23 protein-coding genes are annotated in these 25,704 nt (G+C 64.4%); 7 read left to right on the forward strand and 16 right to left on the reverse strand.

The window, feature by feature from the left end; genetic code table 11:
• Positions 1 to 7 precede the first annotated feature (7 nt).
• Genes WBP06_RS06820 through dusB form a run of 3 tightly spaced genes read right to left on the reverse strand, consistent with a single transcriptional unit; the run spans position 8 to position 3,611 of the window.
• Entirely contained in the window at positions 8 to 1,447 is a 1,440-nt protein-coding gene (locus WBP06_RS06820) for a sigma-54-dependent transcriptional regulator (protein ID WP_395333122.1), read from the reverse strand.
• On the reverse strand, positions 1,444 to 2,571 hold the full coding sequence (locus WBP06_RS06825; RefSeq protein WP_395333124.1) for a nitrogen regulation protein NR(II): 1,128 nt from the start codon (positions 2,569 to 2,571) through the stop codon (positions 1,444 to 1,446). Before WBP06_RS06825 ends, WBP06_RS06820 begins: the two co-directional genes overlap by 4 nt.
• Positions 2,568 to 3,611 (reverse strand): tRNA dihydrouridine synthase DusB, encoded by a 1,044-nt coding sequence (dusB, locus tag WBP06_RS06830; protein WP_395333126.1) that lies wholly within the window; start codon positions 3,609 to 3,611, stop codon positions 2,568 to 2,570. The genes WBP06_RS06825 and dusB overlap by 4 nt, the downstream gene beginning before the upstream one ends.
• Positions 3,612 to 3,730: 119 nt before the next feature.
• On the opposite strand from dusB, the gene WBP06_RS06835 reads away from it, so the two are divergent.
• The 3 genes from WBP06_RS06835 to WBP06_RS06845 are packed head-to-tail and all read left to right on the forward strand — an operon-like array spanning position 3,731 to position 6,016.
• Positions 3,731 to 4,915 (forward strand): bifunctional 2-C-methyl-D-erythritol 4-phosphate cytidylyltransferase/2-C-methyl-D-erythritol 2,4-cyclodiphosphate synthase, encoded by a 1,185-nt coding sequence (locus WBP06_RS06835; protein ID WP_395334067.1) that lies wholly within the window; start codon positions 3,731 to 3,733, stop codon positions 4,913 to 4,915.
• A 10-nt stretch (positions 4,916 to 4,925) separates the two neighbouring features.
• A complete protein-coding gene (locus tag WBP06_RS06840) occupies positions 4,926 to 5,489 on the forward strand; it encodes a hypothetical protein (RefSeq protein ID WP_395333128.1) in 564 nt (187 codons plus the stop codon).
• Between the two features lie 17 nt (positions 5,490 to 5,506).
• Complete coding sequence (locus WBP06_RS06845; protein WP_395333130.1) at positions 5,507 to 6,016, forward strand: CinA family protein; 510 nt, start codon at positions 5,507 to 5,509, stop codon at positions 6,014 to 6,016.
• A gap of 48 nt (positions 6,017 to 6,064) precedes the next feature.
• On the opposite strand, the gene WBP06_RS06850 is transcribed toward WBP06_RS06845, so the two are convergent.
• On the reverse strand, positions 6,065 to 6,511 hold the full coding sequence (locus WBP06_RS06850) for a type II toxin-antitoxin system RatA family toxin (RefSeq protein WP_395333132.1): 447 nt from the start codon (positions 6,509 to 6,511) through the stop codon (positions 6,065 to 6,067).
• Between the two features lie 3 nt (positions 6,512 to 6,514).
• A complete protein-coding gene (lipA, locus tag WBP06_RS06855; RefSeq protein WP_395334069.1) occupies positions 6,515 to 7,459 on the reverse strand; it encodes a lipoyl synthase in 945 nt (314 codons plus the stop codon).
• Between the two features lie 83 nt (positions 7,460 to 7,542).
• Here lipA and WBP06_RS06860 point away from each other — a divergent pair, with 83 nt between their 5' ends.
• A complete protein-coding gene (locus WBP06_RS06860; RefSeq protein ID WP_395333134.1) occupies positions 7,543 to 8,217 on the forward strand; it encodes a carbonic anhydrase in 675 nt (224 codons plus the stop codon).
• 82 nt (positions 8,218 to 8,299) lie between these two features.
• Here the strand turns inward: WBP06_RS06860 and WBP06_RS06865 are convergent, their stop codons facing one another.
• A complete protein-coding gene (locus WBP06_RS06865; protein ID WP_395333137.1) occupies positions 8,300 to 9,625 on the reverse strand; it encodes a hypothetical protein in 1,326 nt (441 codons plus the stop codon).
• 318 nt (positions 9,626 to 9,943) lie between these two features.
• On the opposite strand from WBP06_RS06865, the gene gyrA reads away from it, so the two are divergent.
• The 3 genes from gyrA to trmFO all read left to right on the forward strand — a co-directional run bounded on the left by gyrA (position 9,944) and on the right by trmFO (position 14,587).
• Positions 9,944 to 12,724: a DNA gyrase subunit A gene (gene gyrA, locus WBP06_RS06870; protein ID WP_395333139.1), complete on the forward strand. Its 2,781-nt coding sequence runs from the start codon at positions 9,944 to 9,946 to the stop codon at positions 12,722 to 12,724.
• Positions 12,721 to 13,062 (forward strand): DUF952 domain-containing protein, encoded by a 342-nt coding sequence (locus tag WBP06_RS06875; protein WP_395333141.1) that lies wholly within the window; start codon positions 12,721 to 12,723, stop codon positions 13,060 to 13,062. Before gyrA ends, WBP06_RS06875 begins: the two co-directional genes overlap by 4 nt.
• Positions 13,063 to 13,240: 178 nt before the next feature.
• A complete protein-coding gene (gene trmFO / locus WBP06_RS06880) occupies positions 13,241 to 14,587 on the forward strand; it encodes a methylenetetrahydrofolate--tRNA-(uracil(54)-C(5))-methyltransferase (FADH(2)-oxidizing) TrmFO (protein ID WP_395333143.1) in 1,347 nt (448 codons plus the stop codon).
• A 19-nt stretch (positions 14,588 to 14,606) separates the two neighbouring features.
• Here trmFO and WBP06_RS06885 read toward each other — a convergent pair whose 3' ends face one another.
• The 10 genes from WBP06_RS06885 to WBP06_RS06930 form a co-directional block, all read right to left on the reverse strand.
• The gene (locus WBP06_RS06885) at positions 14,607 to 15,071 is read right to left on the reverse strand and encodes a hypothetical protein (RefSeq protein WP_395333145.1); all 465 of its coding nucleotides are present in this window, start codon (positions 15,069 to 15,071) and stop codon (positions 14,607 to 14,609) included.
• An 81-nt stretch (positions 15,072 to 15,152) separates the two neighbouring features.
• On the reverse strand, positions 15,153 to 15,833 hold the full coding sequence (locus WBP06_RS06890; protein WP_395333148.1) for a hypothetical protein: 681 nt from the start codon (positions 15,831 to 15,833) through the stop codon (positions 15,153 to 15,155).
• Positions 15,834 to 15,936: 103 nt separating this feature from the next.
• Positions 15,937 to 17,301, reverse strand: coding sequence for a pyruvate dehydrogenase complex E1 component subunit beta (locus WBP06_RS06895; protein ID WP_395333150.1), 1,365 nt, complete (start codon positions 17,299 to 17,301; stop codon positions 15,937 to 15,939).
• Entirely contained in the window at positions 17,301 to 18,386 is a 1,086-nt protein-coding gene (gene pdhA, locus WBP06_RS06900; protein WP_395333152.1) for a pyruvate dehydrogenase (acetyl-transferring) E1 component subunit alpha, read from the reverse strand. The genes WBP06_RS06895 and pdhA overlap by 1 nt, the downstream gene beginning before the upstream one ends.
• Before the next feature lie 180 nt (positions 18,387 to 18,566).
• Positions 18,567 to 18,815, reverse strand: coding sequence for a septum formation initiator family protein (locus tag WBP06_RS06905; protein ID WP_395333154.1), 249 nt, complete (start codon positions 18,813 to 18,815; stop codon positions 18,567 to 18,569).
• Between the two features lie 226 nt (positions 18,816 to 19,041).
• Entirely contained in the window at positions 19,042 to 20,556 is a 1,515-nt protein-coding gene (locus WBP06_RS06910; protein ID WP_395333157.1) for an efflux transporter outer membrane subunit, read from the reverse strand.
• An 18-nt stretch (positions 20,557 to 20,574) separates the two neighbouring features.
• A complete protein-coding gene (locus tag WBP06_RS06915) occupies positions 20,575 to 21,687 on the reverse strand; it encodes an ABC transporter permease (RefSeq protein WP_395333159.1) in 1,113 nt (370 codons plus the stop codon).
• Between the two features lie 4 nt (positions 21,688 to 21,691).
• Entirely contained in the window at positions 21,692 to 22,831 is a 1,140-nt protein-coding gene (locus WBP06_RS06920) for an ABC transporter permease (RefSeq protein WP_395333162.1), read from the reverse strand.
• Positions 22,828 to 24,603 carry an ATP-binding cassette domain-containing protein gene (locus tag WBP06_RS06925; protein ID WP_395333164.1) on the reverse strand — a complete coding sequence of 592 codons (1,776 nt, stop codon included), beginning with the start codon at positions 24,601 to 24,603 and terminating at the stop codon, positions 22,828 to 22,830. The genes WBP06_RS06920 and WBP06_RS06925 overlap by 4 nt, the downstream gene beginning before the upstream one ends.
• A 2-nt stretch (positions 24,604 to 24,605) precedes the next feature.
• On the reverse strand, positions 24,606 to 25,616 hold the full coding sequence (locus WBP06_RS06930) for an HlyD family efflux transporter periplasmic adaptor subunit (protein ID WP_395333166.1): 1,011 nt from the start codon (positions 25,614 to 25,616) through the stop codon (positions 24,606 to 24,608).
• Positions 25,617 to 25,704: the final 88 nt, after the last annotated feature.

Consider the following 25,704-nt stretch of genomic DNA (forward strand, 5'->3'; position numbering starts at 1 on the left):
GCGTAAATCATGAACGACGAGTGAATTCCTCAGGATCGAGCGCAAGCTCGCTGAGGCGCTTGCGCAAGGTGTTGCGATTAATGCCCAATGCCTGCGCCGCGCGAAGCTGGTTGCCGCCGGTCTCGCGCAGCACTTCGGAGAAAAGCGGCCTTTCGAACGCTGCCACCGCTGCTTCATAGATCGTGCCCGCTGCCGGACGTTCGGCGGCAAGCCATCGCGACACCGCGTCGGCAATTCCGCCAATGCTGACCTCACCGTCCCAATTGCCATGGGCGGGCACGCCAACGGCGATCGGGCCTTCCGGGGCCAGCAGAGCCTGCACGCTTTCGGGATCGATCGTGTCTTCTCGCGCAAGCAGCGCCAGTCGGTAGATGAAGTTCTTGAGTTCGCGCACGTTGCCGCGCCACGGCTGCCGGGCCAGCAATTGCGCTGCCTCCGAGGACAGCTGACGGCGGGGAAGCCCTTCTCCGGCCGCAAGCTGGAGGAAATGTCGGGCCAGAACGTCGATATCGTCGCGCCGCTCGCGCAGCGGCGGCATGTTGATGGGCACGACGTTCAGGCGGTAATAGAGATCTTCGCGGAAGCGTCCGGCAGCGATCTCGGGCTCCAGATCCTTGTTGGTCGCAGCGATGATGCGTACGTCCAGTCGTACTTCCTCGCGCCCGCCGACACGCCGCACGGTGCCGGATTGCAGCGCGCGCAGCAGACGGGTCTGCGCCTGCATCGGCATGTCGCCGATTTCGTCCAGAAACAGCGTGCCGCCGGAAGCCTGCTCGAACTTGCCGACATGCCGTGCGACGGCGCCGGTAAATGCGCCCTTCTCGTGCCCGAACAATTCGCTTTCGATGAGCTCGGCGGGGATCGCGGCCGTGTTCACGGCAATGAACGGCCCGCTGCGCCGGTGGCCCAGATTGTGGATCGCCTCCGCCACAAGTTCCTTGCCCGTGCCCGATTCGCCAAGGATCAGCACGGTCAGGTCATTGCGCAGGACCCGCGTGATCATGCGGAACACCGTCTGCATGGCAAGGCTGCGGCCGACGAGAGGCAGGCCATCTCCCAGCGGCTCGTCACCCAGGCTGGCCAGTTCCTTGCCCGCGCCGGCGGCCTGGCGGACGGTGCGCGCCAGTTCGTCGATATCGAAGGGTTTCGGGAAATATTCGAAGGCGCCGGTGTCGCTGGCGCGCACGGCGGTATCGAGAGTGTTCTGGGCCGAGAGGATGATGATCGGCATCGTCGGATGCGCGTCGCGCACGCGATCGATCGTCTCGATTCCGTCACCATCAGGCAGCATCACGTCGGTTACCAGCGCGTCGAAGCCGTGCTCGTCCAGCAGGCGGTCTCGCTCGCCAATGGTCTGGCAGTGGACGACGTCGAAGCCTTCCGCTTCCAGCGCCGCGGTAATGACGATGGCGATCGAGAGGTCGTCCTCGACCAGCAGAACACTCATGATGCGACCTTCCTCTTGTTCACCCGGCCGCGGGTTTCGCGCGCGAGCGGCAGGTGCACGCGAAAATGCGTAAGCCCTGCTTCCTCGTCACGCTCGTGCGTGATGCGCCCGTTCATGTCGCGAACGAGCTTGCGCACCAGCGGCAGGCCAAGCCCCTGCCCCGCCTTCTTGGTGGTGACGAAGGGCTCGAAAATATGATCGCGCATCGCCGTATCGACGCCGGGGCCGTTATCGGTGACGCGCAGTTCGACGGGAAGCCGCACCGGCTCCCCCAAATCGGTGGTGTGGAGCTGAAGGCCGCTGGCAAAGCGCGTGCGGATGGTGACGCGCGGTTCCCCCTCAGCCTGGCAAGCCTCTCGCGCATTGGCGACCAGATTGATGATGACCTGTACCAGCGCATCCGGGCTGCCGAGCACGGCAGGGAGCGAGGGGTCGAACTCCTCGACGATACGCACTGCGGTTGTCGACTTGTCCTGTCCTACCGACAGGACATCGATCGCGCGTCGTGCCGCTTCATGCAGGTTGCAAGGCTCGACCGGGGGTGCGGTTCGACGCGAAAGCTTTTGCATGCGCTCGATAAGATTGGCGATGCGATCCACTTCCGAAGTGATCAGCTCGGTCAGCGGAAGATCGCGCTCGCTGGCGTTGCGTGCCAGAAGCTGCGCGGCGCCGCGTATGCCTGCGAGCGGGTTCTTGATCTCGTGCGCCATGATTTCCGGGCCGCGCAGCATGGCGTTGTCGGCGCTGCCGGAGTCGTCACCCAGCGCGTCGGTCGCGCTGTTGTCGTGGATGGTCAGCACCTGCCAGCCTGGGGTATCGGCCACCGGCGCGACGTTGACGTCGATCCGCCGCACGCCGCGCCCACGGATGGAAACCGTCACTTCACGGGCGGACACCGGCGTCTCGTAATCGGCAAGCCGTTCCAGCAGCCGCGCGTCCGGCACCGTCATGACGTCATTCAGCCGCCCCCCGGCCAGGCGTCGCAAGGATTGGCCGAAGAACTGCTCCGCCGCCGGATTGAGCGAGGCGATCCGCAGCCCCGGTTCCAGCACCACAACGGCAAGTGGCAGGCTCGCCATGAGCCTGACCATATCCGGCCTTGCGGCAACCGGCGTGTCCGTCATGCCGCCCGGCGTTGCAGGGTATTCGCTTCGCTCGGCTCGTCGCGGAACGGTGCATAGAATTCGGCAAGTTCGGCAAGCACGCGATCGGGATCGTCGATGAAGTTCACGTGATTTCTGAACTCCGCCGAACCACGAATGCCCCGCACGTACCAGCCCAGGTGCTTGCGGGCCATCTTCACGCCGGTCTCGCGGCCATAGTGGCTGAGCATCTCTTCATAATGCTCGCGAATGATCTCGTACTGCGCGCCGAAGCCGGGTTCGGCCAACAGACCGTTGCCGCGCCACCACTGCATGACTTGCGCCAGTGCCCAGGGCTTGCCGTAAGCGCCGCGCCCGATCATCAGGCCATCCGCGCCGGACTGCTCCAGCGCCTTGGCGGCATCGTCGATCCCGCAGATGTCGCCGTTGACGATGACGGGGATCGAAACCGCGTCCTTCACGCCACGCACGAAGGCCCAGTCGGCAGAACCCTTGTACATCTGGTTGCGGGTGCGGCCGTGGACGGTGATCATCTTCGCGCCCAGATCCTCTGCAATGCGCGCGAGTTCGGGGGCGTTCAGGCTGTCATGGCACCAGCCCATGCGCATCTTCACGGTGACGGGAACCTTCACGGCCTTCACCGTCGCCTCGATCAGGCGCGTGGCCAGCGGCACGTCGCGCATCAGGGCGGAGCCGGCATCGCCATTGACCACCTTGCGGACCGGGCAGCCCATGTTGATGTCGATGATGGCGGCGCCGCGATCTTCCACCAGCTTGGCCGCTTCGCCCATCTGTTCCGGGTCGCAGCCGACAAGCTGCATCGAAACCGGGTCTTCCACCGGATCCCACATCGCCTTCTGGAGCGAAACGCGCGTCTCGCGGATGGCGGCGGGGCTGGCGATCATCTCGGTGACGTTGAGGCCGGAGCCGAAGCTGCGCACCATGCGCCGGAACGGAAGGTCCGAAACCCCGGTCATCGGCGCGAGCACGACCGGGCAGTCGATCCGCACGGGGCCAACTTCGATCGGCTTCATGGCCGGAGGAGTAGGAAGTTCGTTCATATGCGCGCTCAAAGATTTGCCTGAAAAACGCCGCGTGCCTGAAAAACGCGACATGCCTAAAAAACAGGCAGCGCATAGTGGATTGCCCTCTCGACGGCAAGCGATTACCGGCAGGCACGATGTCGCACGACCAGACAATTTCGCAGCCGCGAACCGGGCATGGGCAAAAGGTGGCGGCGATCGTGGTCGCCGCAGGCCAGGGCCTTCGCGCCGGGCAGCCGCTGCCCAAGCAATTCGCCCTGTGGCGCGGGAAGCCGGTGCTGCGCCACTCGGTGGACGCGCTGGTCGCTGCGGGCGTATCGCCGATCGTCATCGTCATTCCCGAAGGCGCCGATACGCTGGTTCGGGGGATGCTGGGCCAGCTTCCCGACATTCAACTCGCCACGGGAGGCGCAACTCGTCAGGAATCGGTCCGACTCGGACTGGAAGTGCTGGCGGGGACCGCACCGGACCTCGTGCTGATTCATGATGCCGCCCGCCCTCTCCTTCCCGCCGCCGTGATCGACCGTCTCGTGGCCGCACTGGATCGTCATTCCGGCGCCATCCCGGTATTGCCGGTCGTGGACAGCCTGGCCCATGCCGAGCCTGGCGACAGCGGCGACGTGATGGGCGCCCCTGCTCGTCGCGAAGCCTTGCGTCGCGTGCAGACCCCGCAGGCTTTTCGCTTCATCGATATCCTTGCCGCCCACCGCGATTGGGAAGGCCCTGCCTTTGCCGGTGACAACGCACAGGTGGCACAGGCCAATGGCCTGGAAATCGCGCTCGTCGAAGGAGACGAAGCCTTGCACAAGCTGACTTTCGCCACCGACTTCGCACCGTCTGCCCCGCCGATCCGCGTCGGCACCGGTTATGACGTCCACCGTCTTGAGGAAGGCGAGGAGCTTTGGCTCTGCGGGGTGAAGATCGACCATACGCATGGTCTTTCCGGGCACAGCGATGCGGACGTGGCCATTCATGCCTTGGTCGATGCCCTGCTGGGCGCAATCGGCGCGGGGGATATCGGCCAGCACTTCCCGCCCAGCGATCCGCAGTGGAAGGGCGCGGCTTCCAACCGTTTCCTGGCCCATGCCGGATCGCTCGTCGCCAAGGCGGGCTACATGCTGGCCAATGCCGACGTGACGATCATCTGCGAAGCGCCCAAGATCGGCCCGCACCGCGAAGCCATGCGGGCGCGGCTTGCCGAAATTCTGTGCGCCGATCAGGCTGCTATCAGCGTGAAGGCAACCACCACCGAGAAGCTGGGTTTCACCGGAAGGGCCGAGGGCATAGCCGCGCAGGCGGCCGTGAGCCTGCTCCGCCTCTAGGGAATAGTCGATGACCGTTCACCGCAAGACACTGACTTTCGCCGCCGCCCTGCTGGCTCTCGTTCCCGGAATGGCGCAGGCCGCACCCGCCTGCCTCACCCGGCCGGAGGCGCAGGCATTGTTCACTTATGCGCTGCCGCAAGTGATTTCCGGCACTGCCAAGCGTTGCCAGCAAGTGCTTCCGGCCGATTCCTATCTGCGGACGCATGGCACCGAACTGGCTAACCGTTATGCCTCGCAGAAAGGCCGATCCTGGCCCGAAGCCAAGGCTGCATTCCTGAAGCTTTCCGAAGGACAGAGCAGCGACGTGGCCAAGTTCGCGCGCAACCTGCCCGACGATTCGCTGCGTCCGCTGGTCGATATCACGGTCGAGGGGCTGGTTTCGCAGAACCTTCCACTCAAGTCTTGCGACCGGATCGACCTTGCCGTCGACCTGCTCGCCCCCTTGCCGCCCGAGAACACGGCCGGGCTAATCGCGCTGATCGTCGAGATGACCGCGAAGGCCAAGGACGTCGCGCCTGCAGACGTGGCCGACAAGGCCAAGATCGCCGGCCTGACGCTCTGCCCAACCTGACCTTTTTAGGGACTGACATGTCTAACATCCTCCTCTTCCCGCAGGACCTCTACGACCTTGCCGAGCGCGTGATCGTCGAGAACAGGGCCATCGGGCGCAAGGTCGCCGTGGCGGAAAGCTGCACCGGCGGTTTGGTCTGCGCTGCGCTGACCGAAGTGCCAGGCTCGTCCGCCGTGCTCGATCGCGGGTTCGTGACCTATTCGAACGAGGCCAAGCAGGACCTGCTGGGCGTCTCGCCCGACATCATCGATACGCTGGGCGCGGTTTCGCCTGCCACGGCATGGGCGATGGCACAGGGCGCGATCGCGCATAGCCGTGCGGATGTGGCGGTGGCGATCAGCGGCATTGCCGGCCCCGATGGTGGCAGCGAGTTCAAGCCGGTGGGAACCGTCGTATTCGCGCGGGCGCTGCGCGGTGCGGAAGAGGAAGATGCCGAGCAAAAACTGCTGGACGGCAAGGGGCGCACGGAAATCCGCCATCAGGCGGCGCTGATCGCACTGGAGCTGCTGCTGCCCGAAAAGGCCTGAAGGCCAGGTGGAGCGGTCTTCGTTGCGACCGCTCCAAATCATGAAAACTCAGCTTTCCTGCGGCTCGCCGTAGAGTTCGTGCGCACGCGTCTCGAACGCGGCGACCATCTTGCGGAAGGCCTTGTCGAAGTACTGTCCGGCCAGCTTCTCGAACAGTACGTTGCGGAAGCTGAAGCGCACGTCGAACTCGATATCGCAGCTATGCGCGTCCACCGGATGGAAGATCCAGTGGTTGTCGAGGTCCTTCATCGGGCCATCGACATAGTGCACCTTGATCTCGCGCGGGCGCACCTTCTCGACGCGTGAGGTGAATTTCTCGCGCAGCGCCTTGAAGCCGACCAGCATGTCCGCGATCATCTCGTGCCCGTCGTCCGACTTGACGCGGGTGGCGATCACCCAGGGCAGGAATTCCTGATAACGGCCCACGTCGGCGACGAGGTCGAACATCTGCTCGGCGCTGTAGGGCAGCCGTTGGGTCTCATGAATGCCGGGCACGGGTCAGACCTTCGGAGCGGCCTTGGCAAGCTTCGCCTCGCGCGTGGCGCGCATTTCGGCGAAGTCCTTGCCCGCGTGATAGCTGGAACGCGTCAGCGGCGAGGAGGCGACCTGAAGGAAACCCTTCGCACGGGCGATGGCGCCATAAGCGTCGAAGGCCTTGGGGGTGACGAATTCTTTCACCTCGGCATGCTTCGGCGTCGGGCGCAGGTACTGGCCCATGGTCAGGAAGTCGATATCCGCACAGCGCATGTCGTCCATCACCTGGTGGACTTCCAGACGCTCTTCGCCAAGGCCCAGCATCACGCCGGACTTGGTGAAGATCAGCGGATTGTGGGCCTTCACCTCTTCCAGCAAGCGGAGCGAGGCGTAGTAGCGCGCGCCCGGGCGGATGGTCGGGTAGAGCCGGGGAACGGTTTCCAGGTTGTGGTTGTACACGTCCGGACCGGCGGCAACGATCGCCTCCACCGCACGGCGCATCTTGCCGCGGAAGTCGGGCGTCAAGATTTCGATGGTGGTGTTCGGCGTTGCCGCGCGCAGGGCCTGGATCACCTTCACGAACTGGTTCGCACCGCCGTCCGGCAGGTCGTCCCGGTCGACCGAGGTGATGACGATGTGCTCAAGGCCCGTCTTCACCGCCAGTTCGGCCACATGTTCGGGCTCAAGCGGATCGACGCGGCCGGGCATGCCGGTCTTCACGTTGCAGAACGCGCAGGCGCGTGTGCAGGTATCACCCAGAATCATCACCGTGGCGTGTTTTTTGGTCCAGCACTCGCCGATGTTCGGGCACGCTGCCTCTTCGCAGACCGTATTGAGCTTCAGGTCGCGCATCAGCTGGCGCGTTTCGCCATAACCCTTGCTGGTCGGCGCCTTCACGCGGATCCAGTCGGGCTTGCGCTGACGTTCGGGCTTCTGCTCGGGGCTCGGCACGGAAGAGAGGTCGTTCATGGGGCCCAGATAGTCGCAAGCGCTGCCGCTTGCCAGTGCGAATATCCGGTCTATGGGTTGCGTGCGTTTCAACGGAGGCCCCCATGACCGATTCTTCCACCGAAACCGGCGTAGCCGAAAACCGCGTGCTGAATGGCTTGATCGACGGCTATCGCCGCTTTCGCGACTCGGGCTGGAACCCGCATCGCGAGCGCTGGGCGCGCCTGAGCGAAGGTCAGCAGCCGGAAGTGATGATCGTCGCCTGCTCTGACAGTCGCGTCGATCCTTCGCAGATATTCGATGTCGATCCGGGCGAAATCTTCGTCGTCCGCAATGTCGCCGCGCTCGTCCCGCCGTTCGAGACATCGCCCGGGCATCACGGCGTTTCCGCCGCGCTGGAATTCGCGGTGCAGGTGCTGAAGGTGAAGGAAATCGTGGTCATGGGCCACGGCATGTGCGGCGGCTGCAAGGCCGCGCTGACGCAGGAGCTTCATGGCGCCGAGCCGGGCCAAGGCGGATTCATCGCCGACTGGATTTCCATGCTGGACGAAGCCCGCGCACCCGTCGCTGCCGAGTTCGGCACCACCGGCCGCCCTGCCGAGCGCGAAATGGAACAGGCTGCCGTGCGCGTCAGCATCGAGAACTTGATGACGTTCCCCTGCGTCCGTCACAAGGTGAAGACCGGCGAACTGACGCTGCGCGGCACCTTCTTCGCAATTTCCGATGGCGTGCTGCACCTGATGGACAAGGATACCGGCCAGTTCGCGCCGGTCACCTGATCTCCTCCAAACCATCAAGGCAAACGAAAAGGGCGGCGGGTAATCCCGCCGCCCTTTCCTTTTTCTGGCAGTAGAGGGCCGATCAGGCCGCCGGTGCGCCCTTGGTGGCGGCGTAGGCCGCCCAGAGCTTGGCGATCGACGAGCGCTTGTCGGTAACCTTGGCAAGGGTGGTCTTCGCGTCTGCGGACTTGCCCTGCATGGCCTGCGACATGCCGAGGCGCAGGTTCGCCTTGTTGGCATCGACGCCCGGCTTGGCGAGCGCCGCCTTGAACAGCGCTTCCGCCTTGTCATACTGGCCGTAGCTCAGGAACACGTCGGCCGCGCTCATGACCTGCGCGGCAGTCGCGCTGGGCTTCATGGCATCGCGCTCGGTCGCCGGCAGCGAGGCCTTGTCCGAAGCAACGCGGCCTGCGGCGGTAGCGCGATCCGCGCCCACGTCGGCCTGGGTCAGAAGGCCCTTGGAAAGGCCCTGGTCCATGACCTTCAGCGCTTCGCCCGGATAGGCGCGCGGATCGGCGTTCTCCAGGTATTCGTAGTAGTCGCGCTTGTCCTTCATGGCGCCGGTGGCGAACATCAGGCGCATGAGATCGAGGTTGTCAGACTTCTCGAACGAACCGAGCTGACGCACGATCGAGGTCGAGATGTTCCAGGCGTTGTCGCTGGGATAGTTCTGCACCAGCATCGCCGCGTAGTCGGCCGAAGCGTCAAGCTGCTTGGCGTTGTAGGTTTCCTGCAGAACCTGGCGGAGCGAGCTTTCGCTGGGCTTGGTGCCGTTGGCCTTGGCAAATTCGATGTCGGCCTTGGCCATGTCCATCACCGCGGCCGAGTTGCCCCCGCGCTTGTACGAATCCGCCAGGATCAGGTCGAGCTGGTTCTGCGGATCGTGGTAGCCGGCGTCCTTGGCCTGCTTCAGATAAGTCGCTGCCGAGGCGTAGTCCTTCAGGTTGTAGGCATTGACGCCGGCATCGAAGTAGGTGGCGCCGGTCGAAGCGGCGGGGAGCTTGCCGCTCTGGATCATCATGACCACGCCCTGCTGCTTGAAGGCGGTGTCCTGCGACAGCACGCCGTAGGTGCGGGCGAACTGGCCCATCGCCAGCTTGTCGTCGGGCGTCGTGGCCGAAGGCATGGCGGCCTCGATCGCGGCCTTGCCGTTACCGCCGAGCGCCGTGTCGATGCTCGACTTGGCTGCCGGGAACGCCTCTGCGCCGGCGCCCTGCGGGAGGCTGCTGGTAGCGGCGTTGATTGCCTTTTCGATCGGACCGGCAGCCTTGATGAAGGCATCCGAGTACTTGGCATCGGACTTCGGCTTGGCTTCCTTTGCGGAAGCAACCGGGGTCATGGCCACTGCCATGCCGCCGCCCAGGGCCACGGCAAGAGCGATACGGGAAATCAGGAACTTGCGAGCCATCAAGGCCAACTCCTCAACAAGACACATACGGTCGCGCCGCGAACAGCGGCACCGCAAAAAACGCTGCGCCGGTTTGGCGTCGAAATGTTCGCTTGGCAACCTCACAGCCGGATTAGAAGTGCGCCACTGAACGCTGATTGAATGCGTTTCGTCGCAACCCCGATGGTTTCCACCGCATGTGCTTCCGGCATTGTCGCCATAAGTGTGGAAAAAGGAACGCTGAGCGCCCTCCTCGGCCCCGTTCCAGTGGCTTTCGCGCGCGGCATGCCCTAGGGCGGTCCATCATCCCTTGTCCCGCAGCAACGAACGATCCAGCGCGTGAGCGACGACACCGACATTCCTGAGCAGAACGGCCCCGAACACACCGGGCCCGAAGGCGAATATACCCGCATCGACATCGTCGATGAGATGAAGACCAGCTATCTCGATTACGCGATGAGCGTGATCGTGAGCCGCGCGCTGCCAGACGTGCGCGATGGCCTGAAGCCGGTTCATCGCCGCATTCTCTATAGCTGCCATGAAGCGGGCTACGTCGCCGGACGACCGTACCGCAAGTCCAGCCGCATCGTCGGTGACGTCATGGGTAAGTATCACCCGCATGGCGACAGCGCGATCTACGACGCACTGGCGCGCATGACGCAGCCGTGGTCGATGCGACTGCCGCTGATCGACGGCCAGGGCAACTTCGGCTCGATGGACCCCGATCCGCCGGCTGCCATGCGTTACACCGAAGCGCGTCTCGACAAGGTGTCGAACGAACTGCTGGCCGATATCGAGAAGGCCACGGTCGACTTTGCGGACAACTACGACGGTTCCGAAAGCGAGCCGACCGTGCTGCCGGCGCGTTTCCCGAACCTTCTGGTCAATGGCGCGGGCGGCATCGCCGTCGGCATGGCCACGAACATTCCGCCGCACAATTTGGGCGAAGTGATCGATGGCTGCCTTGCCATGATCGACAACCCCGCCGTGACGATCGAGGAACTGATCCAGATCATCCCGGGACCGGACTTCCCGACCGCGCCGCTGATTCTCGGCCAGGGTGGCGCACGCAATGCCTACCTGACGGGCCGCGGCTCGATCATCATGCGCTGCCGCCATGAGATCGAGGAAGGCCGTGGCGATCGCCGTTCGATCGTGCTCACCTCGATCCCCTATCAGGTCGGCAAGGCCGGCCTGGTCGAGAAGATTGCCGAAGCCGCCAAGGACAAGCGTATCGACGGCGTTGCGGACATCCGCGACGAATCGAACCGCGAAGGCATGCGCGTGGTCATCGACCTGAAGCGCGATGCCACGCCCGAAGTCGTGCTCAACCAGCTCTGGCGCAACACGCCGGCGCAGTCGAACTTCGCGGCCAACATGCTGGCCATCAAGAACGGCCGCCCCGAAGTCTTCAACCTGCGCGATATCCTCGCCTCGTTCATCCAGTTCCGTGAAGAGGTCATCACCCGCCGCACCAAGTTCGAACTGAACAAGGCGCGTGACCGGGCACACATCTTGCTCGGCCTGGTCGTCGCGGTTTCGAACCTCGACGAAGTGGTGAAGATCATTCGCGGCGCGCCGAACCCGGCCGAAGCGCGCGCCCGCCTGCTCACCCGTGAATGGCCGATCGGCGACATCGCCCCCTACATCCGCCTTGTCGAGGCGATTGAGCCCAATGCCGAGGAAACCGGCGGCGTCTATCGCCTGTCCGAGATCCAGGTGAAGGCCATCCTCGATCTGCGCCTGCACCGCCTTACGGCGCTGGGCCGCGACGAGATCGGCGATGAGCTGAAGGAACTGGCGGCCGCGATCGAGGAATACCTCTCGATCCTGTCCGACCGCGTGAAGCTCTACGGCGTCATGCGCGGGGAACTCGTCGCCGTGCGCGATCTCTACGCCACGCCGCGTGTGTCCGACCTTACCGGTGCCGCCGAAGGCATCGAGGATGAGGACCTGATCGAGCGTGAGGACATGGTCGTTACCGTGACCATGGACGGCTATATCAAGCGCACGCCGCTCTCGACCTTCCGCGCCCAGAACCGTGGCGGCAAGGGCCGCGCCGGCATGGCGACGAAGGACGAGGACGTGGTGACGACGATGTTCGTTACCTCCACCCACAACCCGGTGCTGTTCTTCTCCACCGCCGGCAAGGTCTACCGCCTCAAGGTCTACAAGCTGCCCGAAGGCGGCCCGACCACGCGCGGCCGCCCGATCGTCAACCTTCTGCCCGCACTGGACAAGGACGAGACGATCCAGACCGTTCTCGCCCTGCCGGAGGACGAGAAGGAGTGGAGCAAGCTCTCGGTTGTCTTCGCGACCGCCAAGGGCAACGTGCGCCGCAACTCGATGGACGCGTTCGCGAACATCCCGTCGAACGGCAAGTTCGCGATGAAGTTCGATGAGGACAGTGCTGACCGTCTGATCGGCGTCGCGCTGCTCAGCCACCAGGACGATGTGCTGCTGGCAAGCCGCCAGGGCAAGGCGATCCGCTTCGCCGGCGATCTCGTCCGCGAATTCGCAAGCCGCACCTCTACCGGTGTGAAGGCGATGACGCTGAAGGAAGACGACGAAGTGATTTCGCTGTCGATCCTCCACCGCGTCGGCGTGAAGGACCAGGACGAGCGCGAAGCCTATCTGCGCTTTGCCCCGTGGAAGGGCGAGAAGGACGGCGAGCCTTCGCTCGATGCCGAGCGTTACACGTATCTGGCCGAGATGGAGCAGTTCATCCTCACGGTCTGCGCCAACGGTTACGGCAAGATGTCCTCGGCCTACGAGTACCGTCGCACGGGCCGTGGCGGTCAGGGCATCACCAATATCGACAACATCGCCCGCAACGGCCCGGTCGTCGCCAGCTTCCCGGCCACGCGTGCCGATCAGCTGATGCTGGTGACCGATCAGGCCAAGCTGATCCGCCTGCCGCTCGATTCCCTGCGCGTGATCGGCCGTGGTTCGGCCGGCGTCCGCCTGTTCAACGTTTCGGGCGACGAACATGTGGTAAGCGCCGTCCGCCTCGACGAAGCCGATGAGGAAGAGGCGGCTGAGGCGATCGAAGGCGGTGAAACGCCCGCTGCCGACGCTCCGGCACCGGAAGCGCCCGAGACTCCGGACGACGAAGCGTGAGCGACACGATCGCGTATAAGATCCTGACCGGCGAGCAACTCCAGCAGTTGCTCGCCGACGGCGTGTTTACCGGGGCGCCGATCGACAAGGCCGACGGCTACATCCACATGTCGACCGCGCTGCAGGCGCAGGAAACGCTGGAAAAGCATTTTGCCGGTCAGACCGGTCTGGCGCTTGCGGCTGTCGACCTCGAGATGCTTGGCGATGCGGTGAAGTGGGAAGTTTCACGCGGCGGCGCACTGTTTCCGCATGTCTATGCCGATCTGCCGCTGTCCGCCGTGGTCGCGCACGGCCCGGTCACTCGTCGTGACGACGGCACCCTGATCTTTCCGGCCTGACCGGCCCCATTTCCCGCCCGCCCCCCCCAAAAAAGAAAAGGTTCCGGGCTATACGGCTGCTGTCAGTTCAAGGCAGGCTGGCGCAAGCGCGCGATAAGCCATCCTCGCGATGCGGCGTCGGAATTCCCCTTCTGCTCACCCTTCCCCATTGCGACGCAAAGGTCTAGGCGCAACCGCCATGACATACGACGTCCATATCATCGGCGGCGGCCTTGCCGGTAGCGAAGCCGCCTGGCAGCTCGCCCGCCGCGGCTTCAAGGTGCGCCTTTCGGAAATGCGCGGCACGGGCGAAAGAAGCCCGGCACATCAGGGCGATGGCCTTGCCGAACTGGTCTGCTCGAACTCCTTCCGTTCCGACGACCATGAAAAGAACGCCGTCGGCCTGCTGCATCAGGAGATGCGCCGCTGCGATTCGCTGATCATGTCGGCAGCGGCCAAGGCGGAAGTTCCCGCCGGCTCCGCTCTGGCCGTCGATCGCGACGTGTTCTCGGCCGAAGTGGAAGCGCGGCTTGCCGCCCTGCCCAACCTCGACGTGGTGCGCGAGCGGATCGACACGCTGCCGCAGGCCGGCACGACGATCGTCGCCACCGGTCCGCTTACCGCCGAGGCGCTGGCCCATAGCATCGGCGCCGCGACCAGCGCGGACAGTCTGGCCTTCTTCGATGCCATCGCCCCTATCGTCTATCGCGAAACGATCGACATGGACGTGTGCTGGATGGCCTCGCGCTGGGACAAGGGCGAGACCAAGGACTACATCAACTGCCCGATGAACAAGGAGCAGTACCTGGCCTTCCATCAAGGTCTGGTCGAGGGTGAAAAGACCGCCTTCAAGGAATGGGAAGCCAACACGCCCTATTTCGACGGCTGCATGCCGATCGAAGTGATGGCGGAACGCGGGGTGGAAACGCTGCGCTTCGGGCCGATGAAGCCGGTTGGCCTGGACAACCCGCACTGGGCCACGCCTGAGCACCCCAATGGTCGTTGGGCCTATGCGGTGGTCCAGCTTCGGCAGGACAACAAGCTGGGGACCTTGTGGAACATGGTCGGCTTCCAGACCAAGCTGAAGCACGCCGAGCAGGTGCGCCTGTTCCGCACGATCCCGGGGCTTGAGAAGGCGGAATTCGCCCGTCTGGGCGGGCTCCATCGCAACACCTTCCTCAATTCGCCGGTCCTGCTCGATCGTCAGCTTCGCCTGAAGACGGCGCCGCATGTGCGCTTTGCCGGGCAGATCACCGGCTGCGAAGGCTACGTCGAAAGCGCGGCAGTCGGCCTGATGGCCGGCCTGATGACGGCAACCGAACTGGCCGGCCGTGAATGGCAGGCGCCGCCGCGCACGACCGCGCTGGGCGCCCTGCTCTCGCACATCACCGGCGATGCCGAGGCGGAGAACTATCAGCCGATGAACGTCAACTTCGGCCTCTTCCCGCCGCTGCACGACGTGAAGAAGAAGCAGCGCAAGGAAGCCTATACCGAACGCGCCAAGCAGGACCTCGCGCCCTGGCTGTCCGAACTGACGCCGGCCTGACCCAAGGCCTGCGTCAGTATTATTTGCATGAGCATTTGGGCTTCGGCTTGGGTGGCGGCGGCGCGGTGGAGCGGAACTCTTCCGGCGTGAGGATTTCGTCGTGGTTGGCGTCGGCATTGTCGAACTTGTCGACCGTCGCCACGGCCCACTCCTCGAACGTCAGCAGGTTGTTGCCGTCCTTGTCGAGCTTGCGGAACGCGGCAGTGCGGGTGGAGAGCATCTCCTGCCGGCTGATCTTGCCATCGCGGTTGAAATCGTAACGGGCAAAGCGGCGCTGCTCGCGGGTGAGCGGCGTCGCTTCGGGCAGCTCCGGTCCAGCCAGGTTCTCCAGATCGGCGCTGGGAATATCGGTGGGATGCGGCTGCGGCTTGACCGCGACAGGCGGCGGCGCGGCCTTTTCCACTTCGGCCCGCCCCTGCCACCAGAACAGTCCCAGCGACAGCAGCAGAAGCACCGTCACGCCGCCGAGGATGAAGCGCTGCATCGCCAATCTCCCTGAATTCGCGCGCGGCTTATCCTTGGCCGGAGTGAAACAGGGAAATTACATGTCTGTTATTGCTGGTAATTAACGCCCCAGCAGGCCGATCCGCATGGCCTTAAGGACTGTCCGGGCTGAGCCCTGCCCGTCGCTGGCCAAGTTGTCGCGCGCCAGCCCTTCCAGCACCGCCAGTGGCCGCAGCGCTCGGGAAACCCGCGCGACGCGGCCGTCTTCCGCCTGCGCAAGCCGGCGCACGACCACGCTTTCGCCCGGATGGTTCAGCTTCGTCGCAAGGTCCGCCAGGGCCCAGCGCCGGCCGAGTGTGCGCGCGATTTCGGCCTCGCCTTCGCGGCCCAGCGCATGGGCCAGTCCCGCAAAAGCGGCCGCGCGGCCATCGACCATCTCTTCCAGAGCGGAAGGAGCCAGCGGCGCTTCGCCAGTCAGCGCTTCCCAGCCATCGACCAGGGCCACAAGAGTGCGATGCTTGCCATTCCAGCTACGCAAAGCCGCCAGAAGCGGCTCGCCCTCCGGCCATTCGCCCGCATCGCGATCCAGTGTTTCACGCCACCAGGCAAGGCGGATCTGCGCCATCATCGGCTCACGCGAATGACGAAGTAGACCGGCAAGCCGCTGGTCTAGCGCCAGCAGTGCCAGCGTGGGCAACCGTGCCTGTGACGGTGCGTAAGCCAGCGCGAGCCGCATGGTTTGCGGCAATGCGGGCAGAAGCAGGTCTTCGGGGCGGCTTTCGGGGGTGGTTTGCTCTGACACGGGGCCTCTCTAGCCCGCGCGATCCCGGGCGCAAGCCTCTAACGCAAAACGGCGGCGAAGCCTTCGCCTCGCCGCCGTCTTACATGTCAGTGCTTATGCCGGATCAGCGATAGCAGACCTTGCGGACCGCCTCGACGATGCGCGGCGTGTCGATCAGCGCCAGCTTTTCGAGGTTGGCCGCGTAAGGCAGCGGCACGTCTTCGTTGCAGACGCGGACCACCGGGGCATCGAGATCGTCGAAACCGTCTTCCATGCAGATCGCGATGATCTCGGAAGCGATGGAGCAGACCGGGAAGCCTTCTTCCGCGACGACCATGCGGTTCGTCTTGGCAAGGCTGGCCAGCACGGTTTCCTTGTCGAGCGGACGCAGGGTGCGAAGATCGATGACTTCAGCATCGATGCCTTCACCGGCCAGCTGCTCGGCGGCTTCGAGCGCGAGGCCGACGCCGATCGAGTAGGACACGATGGTCACGTCCTTGCCTTCCCGCATGATGCGCGCCTTGCCGATCGGCAGGACGTGATCGTCGAGTTCGGGCAGTTCGAAGGTGCGGCCGTAGACCAGTTCGTTCTCAAGGAACACGACCGGATCTTCGCTGCGGATAGCGGCCTTCAGCAGGCCCTTGGCGTCCGAAGCGTCGTAAGGCGCGATCACGACCAGGCCCGGCACGTTGGCATACCACGGGCCGTAGTTCTGCGAGTGCTGCGCGCCGACGCGGGCAGCCGCGCCGTTCGGGCCACGGAACACGACCGGGCAGCGCATCTGGCCACCGGACATGTAGTTGGTCTTGGCCGCCGAGTTGATGATGTGGTCGATCGCCTGCATGGCGAAGTTGAACGTCATGAACTCGATGATCGGACGCAGGCCGCCCATGGCGGCGCCGGTGCCGATACCGGCAAAGCCGTATTCGGTGATCGGGGTATCGATCACGCGGCGCGGACCGAACTCTTCCAGCAGTCCCTGGGTCACCTTGTAGGCGCCCTGGTACTCGGCCACTTCCTCGCCGATCACGAAGACGCGGTCGTCGCGGCGCATTTCCTCGGCCATCGCGTCGCGCAGCGCTTCGCGGACGGTCGAGGTCTTCATGTTGGTGCCGTGCGGAACTTCGGGGTCCTTCTTCGCCGGAGCGGAAGCAGGCGCCTCCGCCTTGGCAGCTGCCGGAGCAGCATCGGCGGCAGGAGCAGCTTCCGCCTTCGGCGCGGCGGCCGAAACGGTCGAGGCGTCTTCGCCTTCGCCGGCAAGCACGGCGATGGTGGTGCCGACCTTCACGCCCTCGGTACCTTCGGCAACGAGGATCTTGCCCACGGTGCCTTCGTCGACGGCTTCGAATTCCATCGTCGCCTTGTCGGTCTCGATTTCGGCGAGGATGTCACCCGATTTGACTTCGTCGCCTTCCTTAACCAGCCAGCGGGCAAGCTTGCCTTCTTCCATCGTCGGAGAGAGCGCCGGCATCTTCAGTTCGATCGCCATCAGTAGCGCTCCACCAGGACGTCAGTATAGAGTTCAGAAGCTTCCGGTTCCGGCGAGTTCTCAGCGAAGTCGGCCGATTCCGCGACGGCGGCGCGAACGCGCTTGTCGATTTCCTTCAGCGCGGCTTCGTCCACGCCCATGGCCATCAGTTCGGTCTTGGCATGCTCGATCGGGTCGCGCTTTTCACGCACGTCCTGAACTTCCTCGCGGCTGCGATACTTTGCCGGGTCGGACATCGAGTGACCGCGATAGCGGTACGTGTTCAGTTCCATCAGAACCGGGCCGTTGCCGGCGCGCACGTATTCCAGCGCCACTTCGGCGGCCTTGCGGACTTCGAGCACATCCATGCCGTCCACCTGCATGCCGGGGATCCGGAACGCGGTGCCGCGGCGATAGAAGTGCGTTTCGGCCGAACCGCGCTTCACGGCGGTGCCCATGGCATAGCCGTTGTTCTCGATCACGAAGATGATCGGCAGCTTCCAGAGAGCCGCCATGTTGAAGCTCTCGTAGACCTGGCCCTGGTTGGCCGCGCCGTCGCCGAAGTAGGCCATCGCGACGCCACCGTCTTCACGGTACTTGTGCGCGAAAGCGAGGCCTGCACCCAGCGAGACCTGCGCGCCGACGATGCCGTGGCCGCCGTAGAACTTATGTTCGACGCTGAACATGTGCATCGAACCGCCCTTGCCGCGCGAGATACCGGCAGCGCGGCCGGTCAGCTCGGCCATGATCACCTTCGGATCGATGCCGTAGGCAAGCATGTGGCCGTGGTCGCGATAGCCGGTGATGACCGAATCGCGTTCACCGTCGAGCGCGGACTGCAGGCCCACGGCAACGGCTTCCTGGCCGATGTAAAGGTGACAGAAGCCGCCGATCAGGCCCAGGCCGTAAAGCTGGCCAGCGCGTTCCTCGAAGCGGCGAATGAGCAGCATCTGCTCATAGAAGTGAAGCAGCTCTTCCTTGTTGGGCTTGTAGCGCTTGTCGGCTTCCAGAGCTTGCTGGAGGCTGTGCAGCGCAAAGTCTTCGTCCTGTGCCGGTACTACGGCTGGCTCGGCGCCGGACCCGGCGTCACTCTTAGCTTTGGGCAACGGGACTCCCCATCGTTGGTGCGATTGATTTCGGGCTGCTTATAGGACGCCCAACGGAAATCGAAAGCACGATGACGGAAATTTGCCGTACCTGGCACAAAAATTATGGCGAACAGAAATGTTGCATCGCAGCATGATGCGTGGGGGAGTTCAGAAGCCGTGGCCCAAAACGGCCGAAACTCAACGTTTGATCAGCATGACCATTTCGTCAGGACGGGCAACGTTGAGATTGGACCGCAACAATTCGCCAGCCAGATCGGGATCGACCTTGTTGGCATCCAGCAGCGCGACGCGGTTTTTCAGGCGATCACGCTGGCTTTCCAGGTCCACCAGCTTTTCACGGCGCTGTTCCAGAAGGCGCTGATTTTCACCCCAGGCAAGAATGCCGCTGGGGCCTGCGATGACGAAACCGCCCATGAGCAGCAGCAAGGCCAGGGCTCCGCCCTGAACAAGTCGCTCCTTCGCAAGGTTGTTATCGTGACGCATGGCCCTCATGCCGTGATAGAATCACAAGTGATTCAGCGTTGCAAGCACGAATGTTACGCGATTCGCCCCCTCTTGCGACAGGTCTTGCGGCGTGTTGCACTGCAAAATGGGCGAGATATGTGTTGATAACTTGTTCGCAGCCCCGACCCGCAGTCGAGGCCTAGCCCAATCAACGCGAATCTACGGGATTTTCCGTGGATGGAACGTTGCCGATGGCCTTGTTGATCGATGCCAGGCGCGTGCGGAGTCGCGCATCGGTTTCATCCAGTTCCCGCTGGGCGCCCAGTACCGCGCGACGGGCATCGATCACCGGCAGATAGTTCGTCTGACCGCCGCGATACCGGGCCTCCACCAGACCGGCATTGGCGCGGGCGTGTTCCAGCCGATCCGCCAGTCGCTGTCGCGCCTGCCAGTCGGCGGTATAGCCGGTCAGGGCATCGTCGATTTCCTGCCAGGCCTTCAGTACGGCAACCTGAAAATTCACCGCAGCCTCCCGCTGTTCCAGCTTGCGGACTTCCACCGTGGCGCGGCGCCGGCCACCGTCGAATATCGGCAGACTGAGGCTCGGGCCGATCTGCCAGGTCCTGCTGGCCCAATCGAACAGGTTCTGCGATCGGTAGCTTTCCAGTCCGAACCCGCCGCCCAGCGTGATGCTGGGATAGAGATCGGCCACGGCAACGCCGATCTGAGCGGTAGCGGCATGCAGCTTTGCCTCGGCCGCGCGGACCTCCGGTCGGCGCAGAGCGACTTCGGACGGCATCCCCAATGAAAGATCGGGAAGCGCTGGAGGCAATGGCCCCAAAGGAGCCGGCTTCAGCGTATCGCGCAAGGTTCCGGGCTGCACGCCCAGCGCGATGGCGATGCGATTGGCCTGGGCGGCCGCCTCCGCCTGAAGGGCTGGCAGGTTCGCCTCAGAGGCGCGCAGGCTGGCCTGATCGGTTTCGATGGCGGTGTGATCGCTCATCCCGCCATCGACCCGCGCACCCACCAGGCCGACACGATCCTTGAGCAAGGCAATATCCTCACTCGCGATCGCGCTTTGCGCCTGTGCGTTGCGCATCGCGAAATAGGCCTGCGCCACTTCCGCCGTAACCGACAGGCGGGTCAGGCCCAGCAAGGCGCCCTGTTGCGCGATTCCGGCATCGGCGGCCTCGACCGATCGCCGCACCTTGCCCCACAGATCGATCTCCCAGCCGGCATCGAACCCGCCCTGATAGAGTGTGAAGGGTTGGGCCAGGTATTCGGCAAGTTGGTCGCGATTGTCGCCTGCCAGCACGTCGAAAAGGCGGGTGGAGGCACCGTATTCGCTCATCCGCTCCCGCGTGACATTGGCGCTGGCGTTGACTTGCGGCAGCCCGGCCGACGCGGCGGCGCCGCGCTGCGCACGCGCTTGGGCCAAATGCAACGCTGCCGTCTGCAAGTCTGGGCTGGCGGCAAGCGCGCGATGTTCAAGGTCGTTCAGCACGGGATCGCCCAGCAGTGTCCACCACTCGGCCGGCATGGGTTGCTTGCCCGCAGGCATCGCGATCAGGTCGACAGGGCCGCTGCGCCATTGTGACCAGTCGTCCGGCGCCTGCGCGGTTGGAGCCTTGAAATCGGGGCCGACCGTGCATCCCGTCACGCCGAGGCAAAGGGCCAGAAGTGGCGCCAGCGAAAGTCGGGCGGCGGTGCGGACACGAAACATGACGATCAGTCCTTGCATTCAGGCAAGCCGGTGGCGGAACAGCCATGCGGCCAGCGGCAGCGTAACTGTCGCAACCGCCAGCAACGGCAGGAAATTGGTGGCGACATCCGCGATGCCAGCGCCTTCCAGATAGACCCGCCGCACGATGGCAACGCCGAACCTCAAAGGGTTCACGTAGGTCGCATACTGGAGCACGGCGGGCATGTTGCGGATCGGGGTGAGCATGCCGGACAGCAGCGTCAGCGGCATGATCAGCACGAAGGAATAAAGCATGGCCTGCTGCATGTTCAGCGCAAAGGCCGAAAGCGTCATGCCGATCCCGACCGAGGCGATGTTGAAGCAGAGCAGCCCGAAATAGAGCACGAACGGCGACCCGCTCATCGGCACGCGGAACCACAACAACACGATCAGCAGGACGATCGTCGATTGCAGCAGACCCACCACGATCGATGGCAGCGCCTTGCCGACCAGTATCTGCAGCGGCGTCATCGGCGTTACCAGCAACTGGTCGAACGTCCCCTGCTCCCGCTCCCGCGCGACGGAGAGCGCCGCTAGCAGCATGGTCTGGAGCATCGAGAGCGTGGCGATCATGGCAGGCATGATCTGCCAGCGCGATTCCAGATTGGGATTGAACCAGGCACGGCGCACGACGGTCACACCCTGCACGCCCGATCGCGTGGCGTTGAACGCCTGCACCACCGATGCGACGTAAGCCGCCGCCGAACCCGCCGTGGTGGAATTGCGTCCATCGAACACGACCTGCACTTCGGCATTCTGCCCATTGGCCAGCTTTCGGTCGAAATCGGCGGGGATCGTGACGACCATCAACACTTTCTGCCGGTCGATCAGGCGGGCGATCTGGTTGGCGCTATCCAGCGTGGCCTGTCGAACAAACACGCCCGTGCCATCAAGCCGGGCGATCAGTTCGGTGGCGGCCTGCCCCCGGCTCTGATCGAGCAAGGCGTAAGGTACGTGCTGAAGATCGAGGATCGCGCCATACCCGAACAGCAGCGTCTGGATGAAGGCCGGCGCGAAAAGGATGATGCGGTTCGCCGGGTCCTTGAACAGCGCCAGCACTTCCTTGCGGAACAGGAAGGCGACGGCGCCCAGCCATGCGAATGTCCGGTCCATCGGCTCAGTCCAGCTTCTTGCGCAAGGTGCGGCGGGTCAGAAGCGTCAGCACCGCGATGTAGCCGAGCAGGATCGCGCTGTTGCTTGCCACCATGCCCCAGTCCGTTCCGGCCAGAAAGAGCGTCTTGATCACACCCATGAAGTGCGTGGCAGGCAGGATTTCGGCCACCACGCGCACGGCCAGGGGTATGTTCCGCAAGTCGAACACGAAGCCGGACAGCATCAGCGCCGGCATGAAGCTGGTCAGCAGGGCCACCTGGCTGGCGGCGAACTGGTTGCGCGTGACGCCGGAGATCAGCAGGCCGACCAGCAGCGAGACCAGCAGGTACAGGAACGAGACGAGGACGATCGCCAGCATCGATCCCCGGATCGGCACGTCGAACAGGAAAACCGCCGCCAGCAGGCACATCGTCAAGTCGATCAGGCCGATGACGATGTAGGGTGCAAGCTTCGATAGCACGAGTTCCAGCGGCCTCACCGGCGTGACGAACAGTGCCTCAAGCGTGCCGCGTTCCCATTCGCGGGCGATCAGCAGCGAACTGAGGAAGGCGCCCACCAGCGTCATGATCAGGACGACGAGGCCCGGCACCAGATACCAGCGACTGTTGCCCTCCTCGTTGAACCAGGTCCGCGTCATCAGCGATACCGAACCGCCGGACGCAGCCGCACTGCCCCTGTCTGCCTGCCGGGCCATGGCAGTTGCCACCGCCCCTTGAATGTAGGCTTCCAGCGTCTGCGCGGTGGTGGAATCGACGCCATTCAGGATCAGCTGGATCTCGGCCCCACCCTTCACTTGCCGACTGGCGAAATCGCTGGGTATCTGGACGATGGCGTCCACCTTGCCTTCGCGGAGCATCCGGCTCGCTTTGTCCATCGTCTCCACATCGACGGGATTCAGATAGGTCGAACCACGCAGGCCCGAGATGATCTCCCGCGCGGGGGCAGAGCGATCCTGCATTACCAGAGCCACCGGCGCGTTCTTCACGTCGAACGAGAGGCCGAACCCGAACAACAGGATCAGCGCGACGGGCAGCAGCAGGCCGACCATCAGGTTGCTGCGGTCACGCAGCATCTGGCGCGTTTCCTTGCGTACCAGCGCGATCAACCGGGTGAGGAAGGCGCTTTCGGCGCGGTCGTCGCTCATGCGGCGGTTTTCTCCCCGGCTTGATGCGCCCTGCCTTGTTCGACGATGGCGATAAAAGCCTGGTTCATGTCTCCGATGCTGTCGCCACCGGCCTGTTCGCGCACGTCCTGCGGGGTGCCGAGCGCCAGCATATGTCCGGCATCCTGGATGGCGATGCGGTCGCAATATTCCGCTTCTTCCATGAAGTGCGTGGTCACGATCACCGTCACGCCCGATTGCGAAAGCGAGGTGATCGTGCGCCAGAATGCCCGCCGCGCGATCGGGTCGATGCCGCTGGTCGGCTCGTCCAGGAAGAGGATTTCCGGCTCGTGCACCAGCCCCGCCGCCATGGCGAGGCGCTGCTTGTAGCCGTGGGGCAAGGCCCCGCTGGTTGCCGCAGGGTCCAGCCCGAACTGGTCGAGGATGGCCTGAACGCGCTGCTTCAGCTCATGGCGGCGCAGGCCATAGGCGCCACCGAAGAACTCAAGGTTCTCCCGCACCGAAAGGTTGGCGTAGAGCGAAAACTTCTGTGCGACATAGCCGATGCGCCGCCGCGCCTCGGCCCGGGCGGAACGCAAGTTGACGCCCGCCACCTCTAGCGTGCCGCTGGTGGCCGGAAGCAGGCCGCAAAGCATCCTGAATGTCGTCGTCTTGCCCGCGCCATTGGGGCCGAGCAGGCCGAATATCTCGCCCCGCCGCACATCGAACGAGGTGTTGGCGACGGCGGTAAAGTCCCCGAAACGGCGCACCAGATCGCGCACGTGGATCACGTTCTCATCGCCTGACGCCTGGGCATCGACTTCCACGCGGACGTCCGGCTTTGCCGTCTCCGGCGCCGCTTGCCCCTTCCCGCCCCCGTCATGCTGGCGAAGGAGGAGCATGAACGCGTCTTCCAGTTCCTCTTCGCGCGGCTCGGCCGATTGTCCTTGCAGGAGATTGTCCAGGGCCTGGACCGGACTGTCCGGCTGACGAATGAAGCGCACCGCACCGCCGCGTGGCACGGCATCCACCACCCTGTCCGGGGCATCGATCAAGCGGGCCTGAAGATCGCGCGCCGGCGTGCCCGGTGGCGGCGAGACGACATAGGACAGGCCATGGGCCTTCGCGGTGATGGCCGCCGGCTTGTCCTGCGCCAGCAGGCGGCCATGGTCCATCACCAGCACCTCGTCGCAGCGCCCCGCCTCATCCATGTAGGCCGTGCTGACAAGGACGCTGAGCCCGTCCGATTCGATCAGTTGTTCGATGATCTGCCACAGGTCGCGGCGCGAAAGCGGGTCGACGCCGACGCTGGGCTCATCCAGCAGCAGCAGGTCCGGCACCCGCACCAGCGTGCAGGCAAGGCCCAGTTTCTGCTTCATCCCGCCGGAGAGATTACCCGCGGCCCGGTCCGTGAAGCGGGCCATATCGGTCATGTCCAGCATCCGCTTGAAGCGTTCGGCCCGCAAGTCCTGCGGCACGCCGTGGAGATCGGCATAAAGGTTCAGGTTTTCCTGCACCGACAGGTCTTCATAGAGCCCGAAGCGCTGCGGCATGTAGCTGATGCGGTTCTGCACCGCCTGCGGATCGGCGGCGACATCGATGCCCAGCACTCTCAACGTGCCGCCATCGGGCTTCAGCAGGCCCGTGATCATCCGCATCAGCGTGGTCTTGCCCGCGCCGTCCGGCCCGACCAGCGCCGTGATCGTCCCCGAGCGGAGCGAGAACGACAGGTCGTGCACGGCATCAAACGGTTTGCCATCGGGACCGACGAAGACCTTTCGCAAGGCCTCGCAGGCGACGGTGGACTGGTTCACGGTTACGATCCCGGCCTTGCGGCGCCCGCATCGATCCGCACCGTTACCGGCTGTCCCAGTCGCAGGCGGCCGGCCTTGTCATCCACCCGCACGCGCACTTCGTAGACCAGCGCGGTGCGCAGCGATTCGGTCTCCACCGATTTCGGCGTGAATTCCGCGACCGAGGAGATGTAGCCCACCGTGCCCGGCACGGGCTGGTCGGGAAAGCTGTCGCTGGTCACATTGGCGCGCTGGCCCATGCGGATACGGCCGAGTTCCGCTTCCTCCACATAGACCCTGATCCACTTCGGGCTGGTAAGCGCCAGTTCGTAGACGGGCTTTTGCGGTGTCGCCATGTCACCCACTTCCAACAGGCGCGACCGCACGACGGCATCGCCTGGGGCCTTCAGTTCGCCTTGATCGATCTGGTGCCGGAACAGGGCAAGCTGAGCGTCCGCACTCTTCACTTGCGCTTCGGCGGCGGCGATATCCTCTGCACGGGGCCCTCGCGTCGCAAGGTTCAGGGCCTCGCCTGCCTCCTTCAATTGGGCACTGGCCACTTGCGAAGCATTACGCGCCTGATCGAGTTCCTGGGCGCTGACCCCCCGCCCTGACGTGCTGGCGGAAACCGACTGCGCGCGCCGGTAATCGTCCGCCGCCCGGGCCGCGTTGGCGCGGGCGGATTCGACCTTGGCGCGGGCTTGCGCGATATCTTCCGGCCGGGTGCCGTTCTTCAGCTTGAGCAGGTTCTCCTGCATGGCGGCCATCTGCGCCTCGGCATTGCGGGCCTGCAGGCCCAGCGTCACCGTATCCAGGCGGGCCAGCACCTCGCCGGCCTTTACCGCGTCCCCCTCTTCCACGGCCATCTGCGTCACGCGGCCCGAACCGTCGAAGGCGAGAGAAACCTGCCGAATGTCGACATTGCCGTGGAGGACGATCACGTTGGGATCCTGATGGCCCCGCGTCAGCCACCAGACCAATCCGGCCACCAGCAGAACCGCAACGACCACTGCGGCGACCACGGATTTCTTCATCGACGTTCCTCAAGCCAGGATCATTGCAGCCGGAGGAGCCCGGCGATCGGTCAAGTACTCACGCGATACCAAGCACATACTGCCACCG

Source organism: Novosphingobium mississippiense (assembly GCF_044029535.1).
Classification (GTDB): Bacteria; Pseudomonadota; Alphaproteobacteria; order Sphingomonadales; family Sphingomonadaceae; genus Novosphingobium.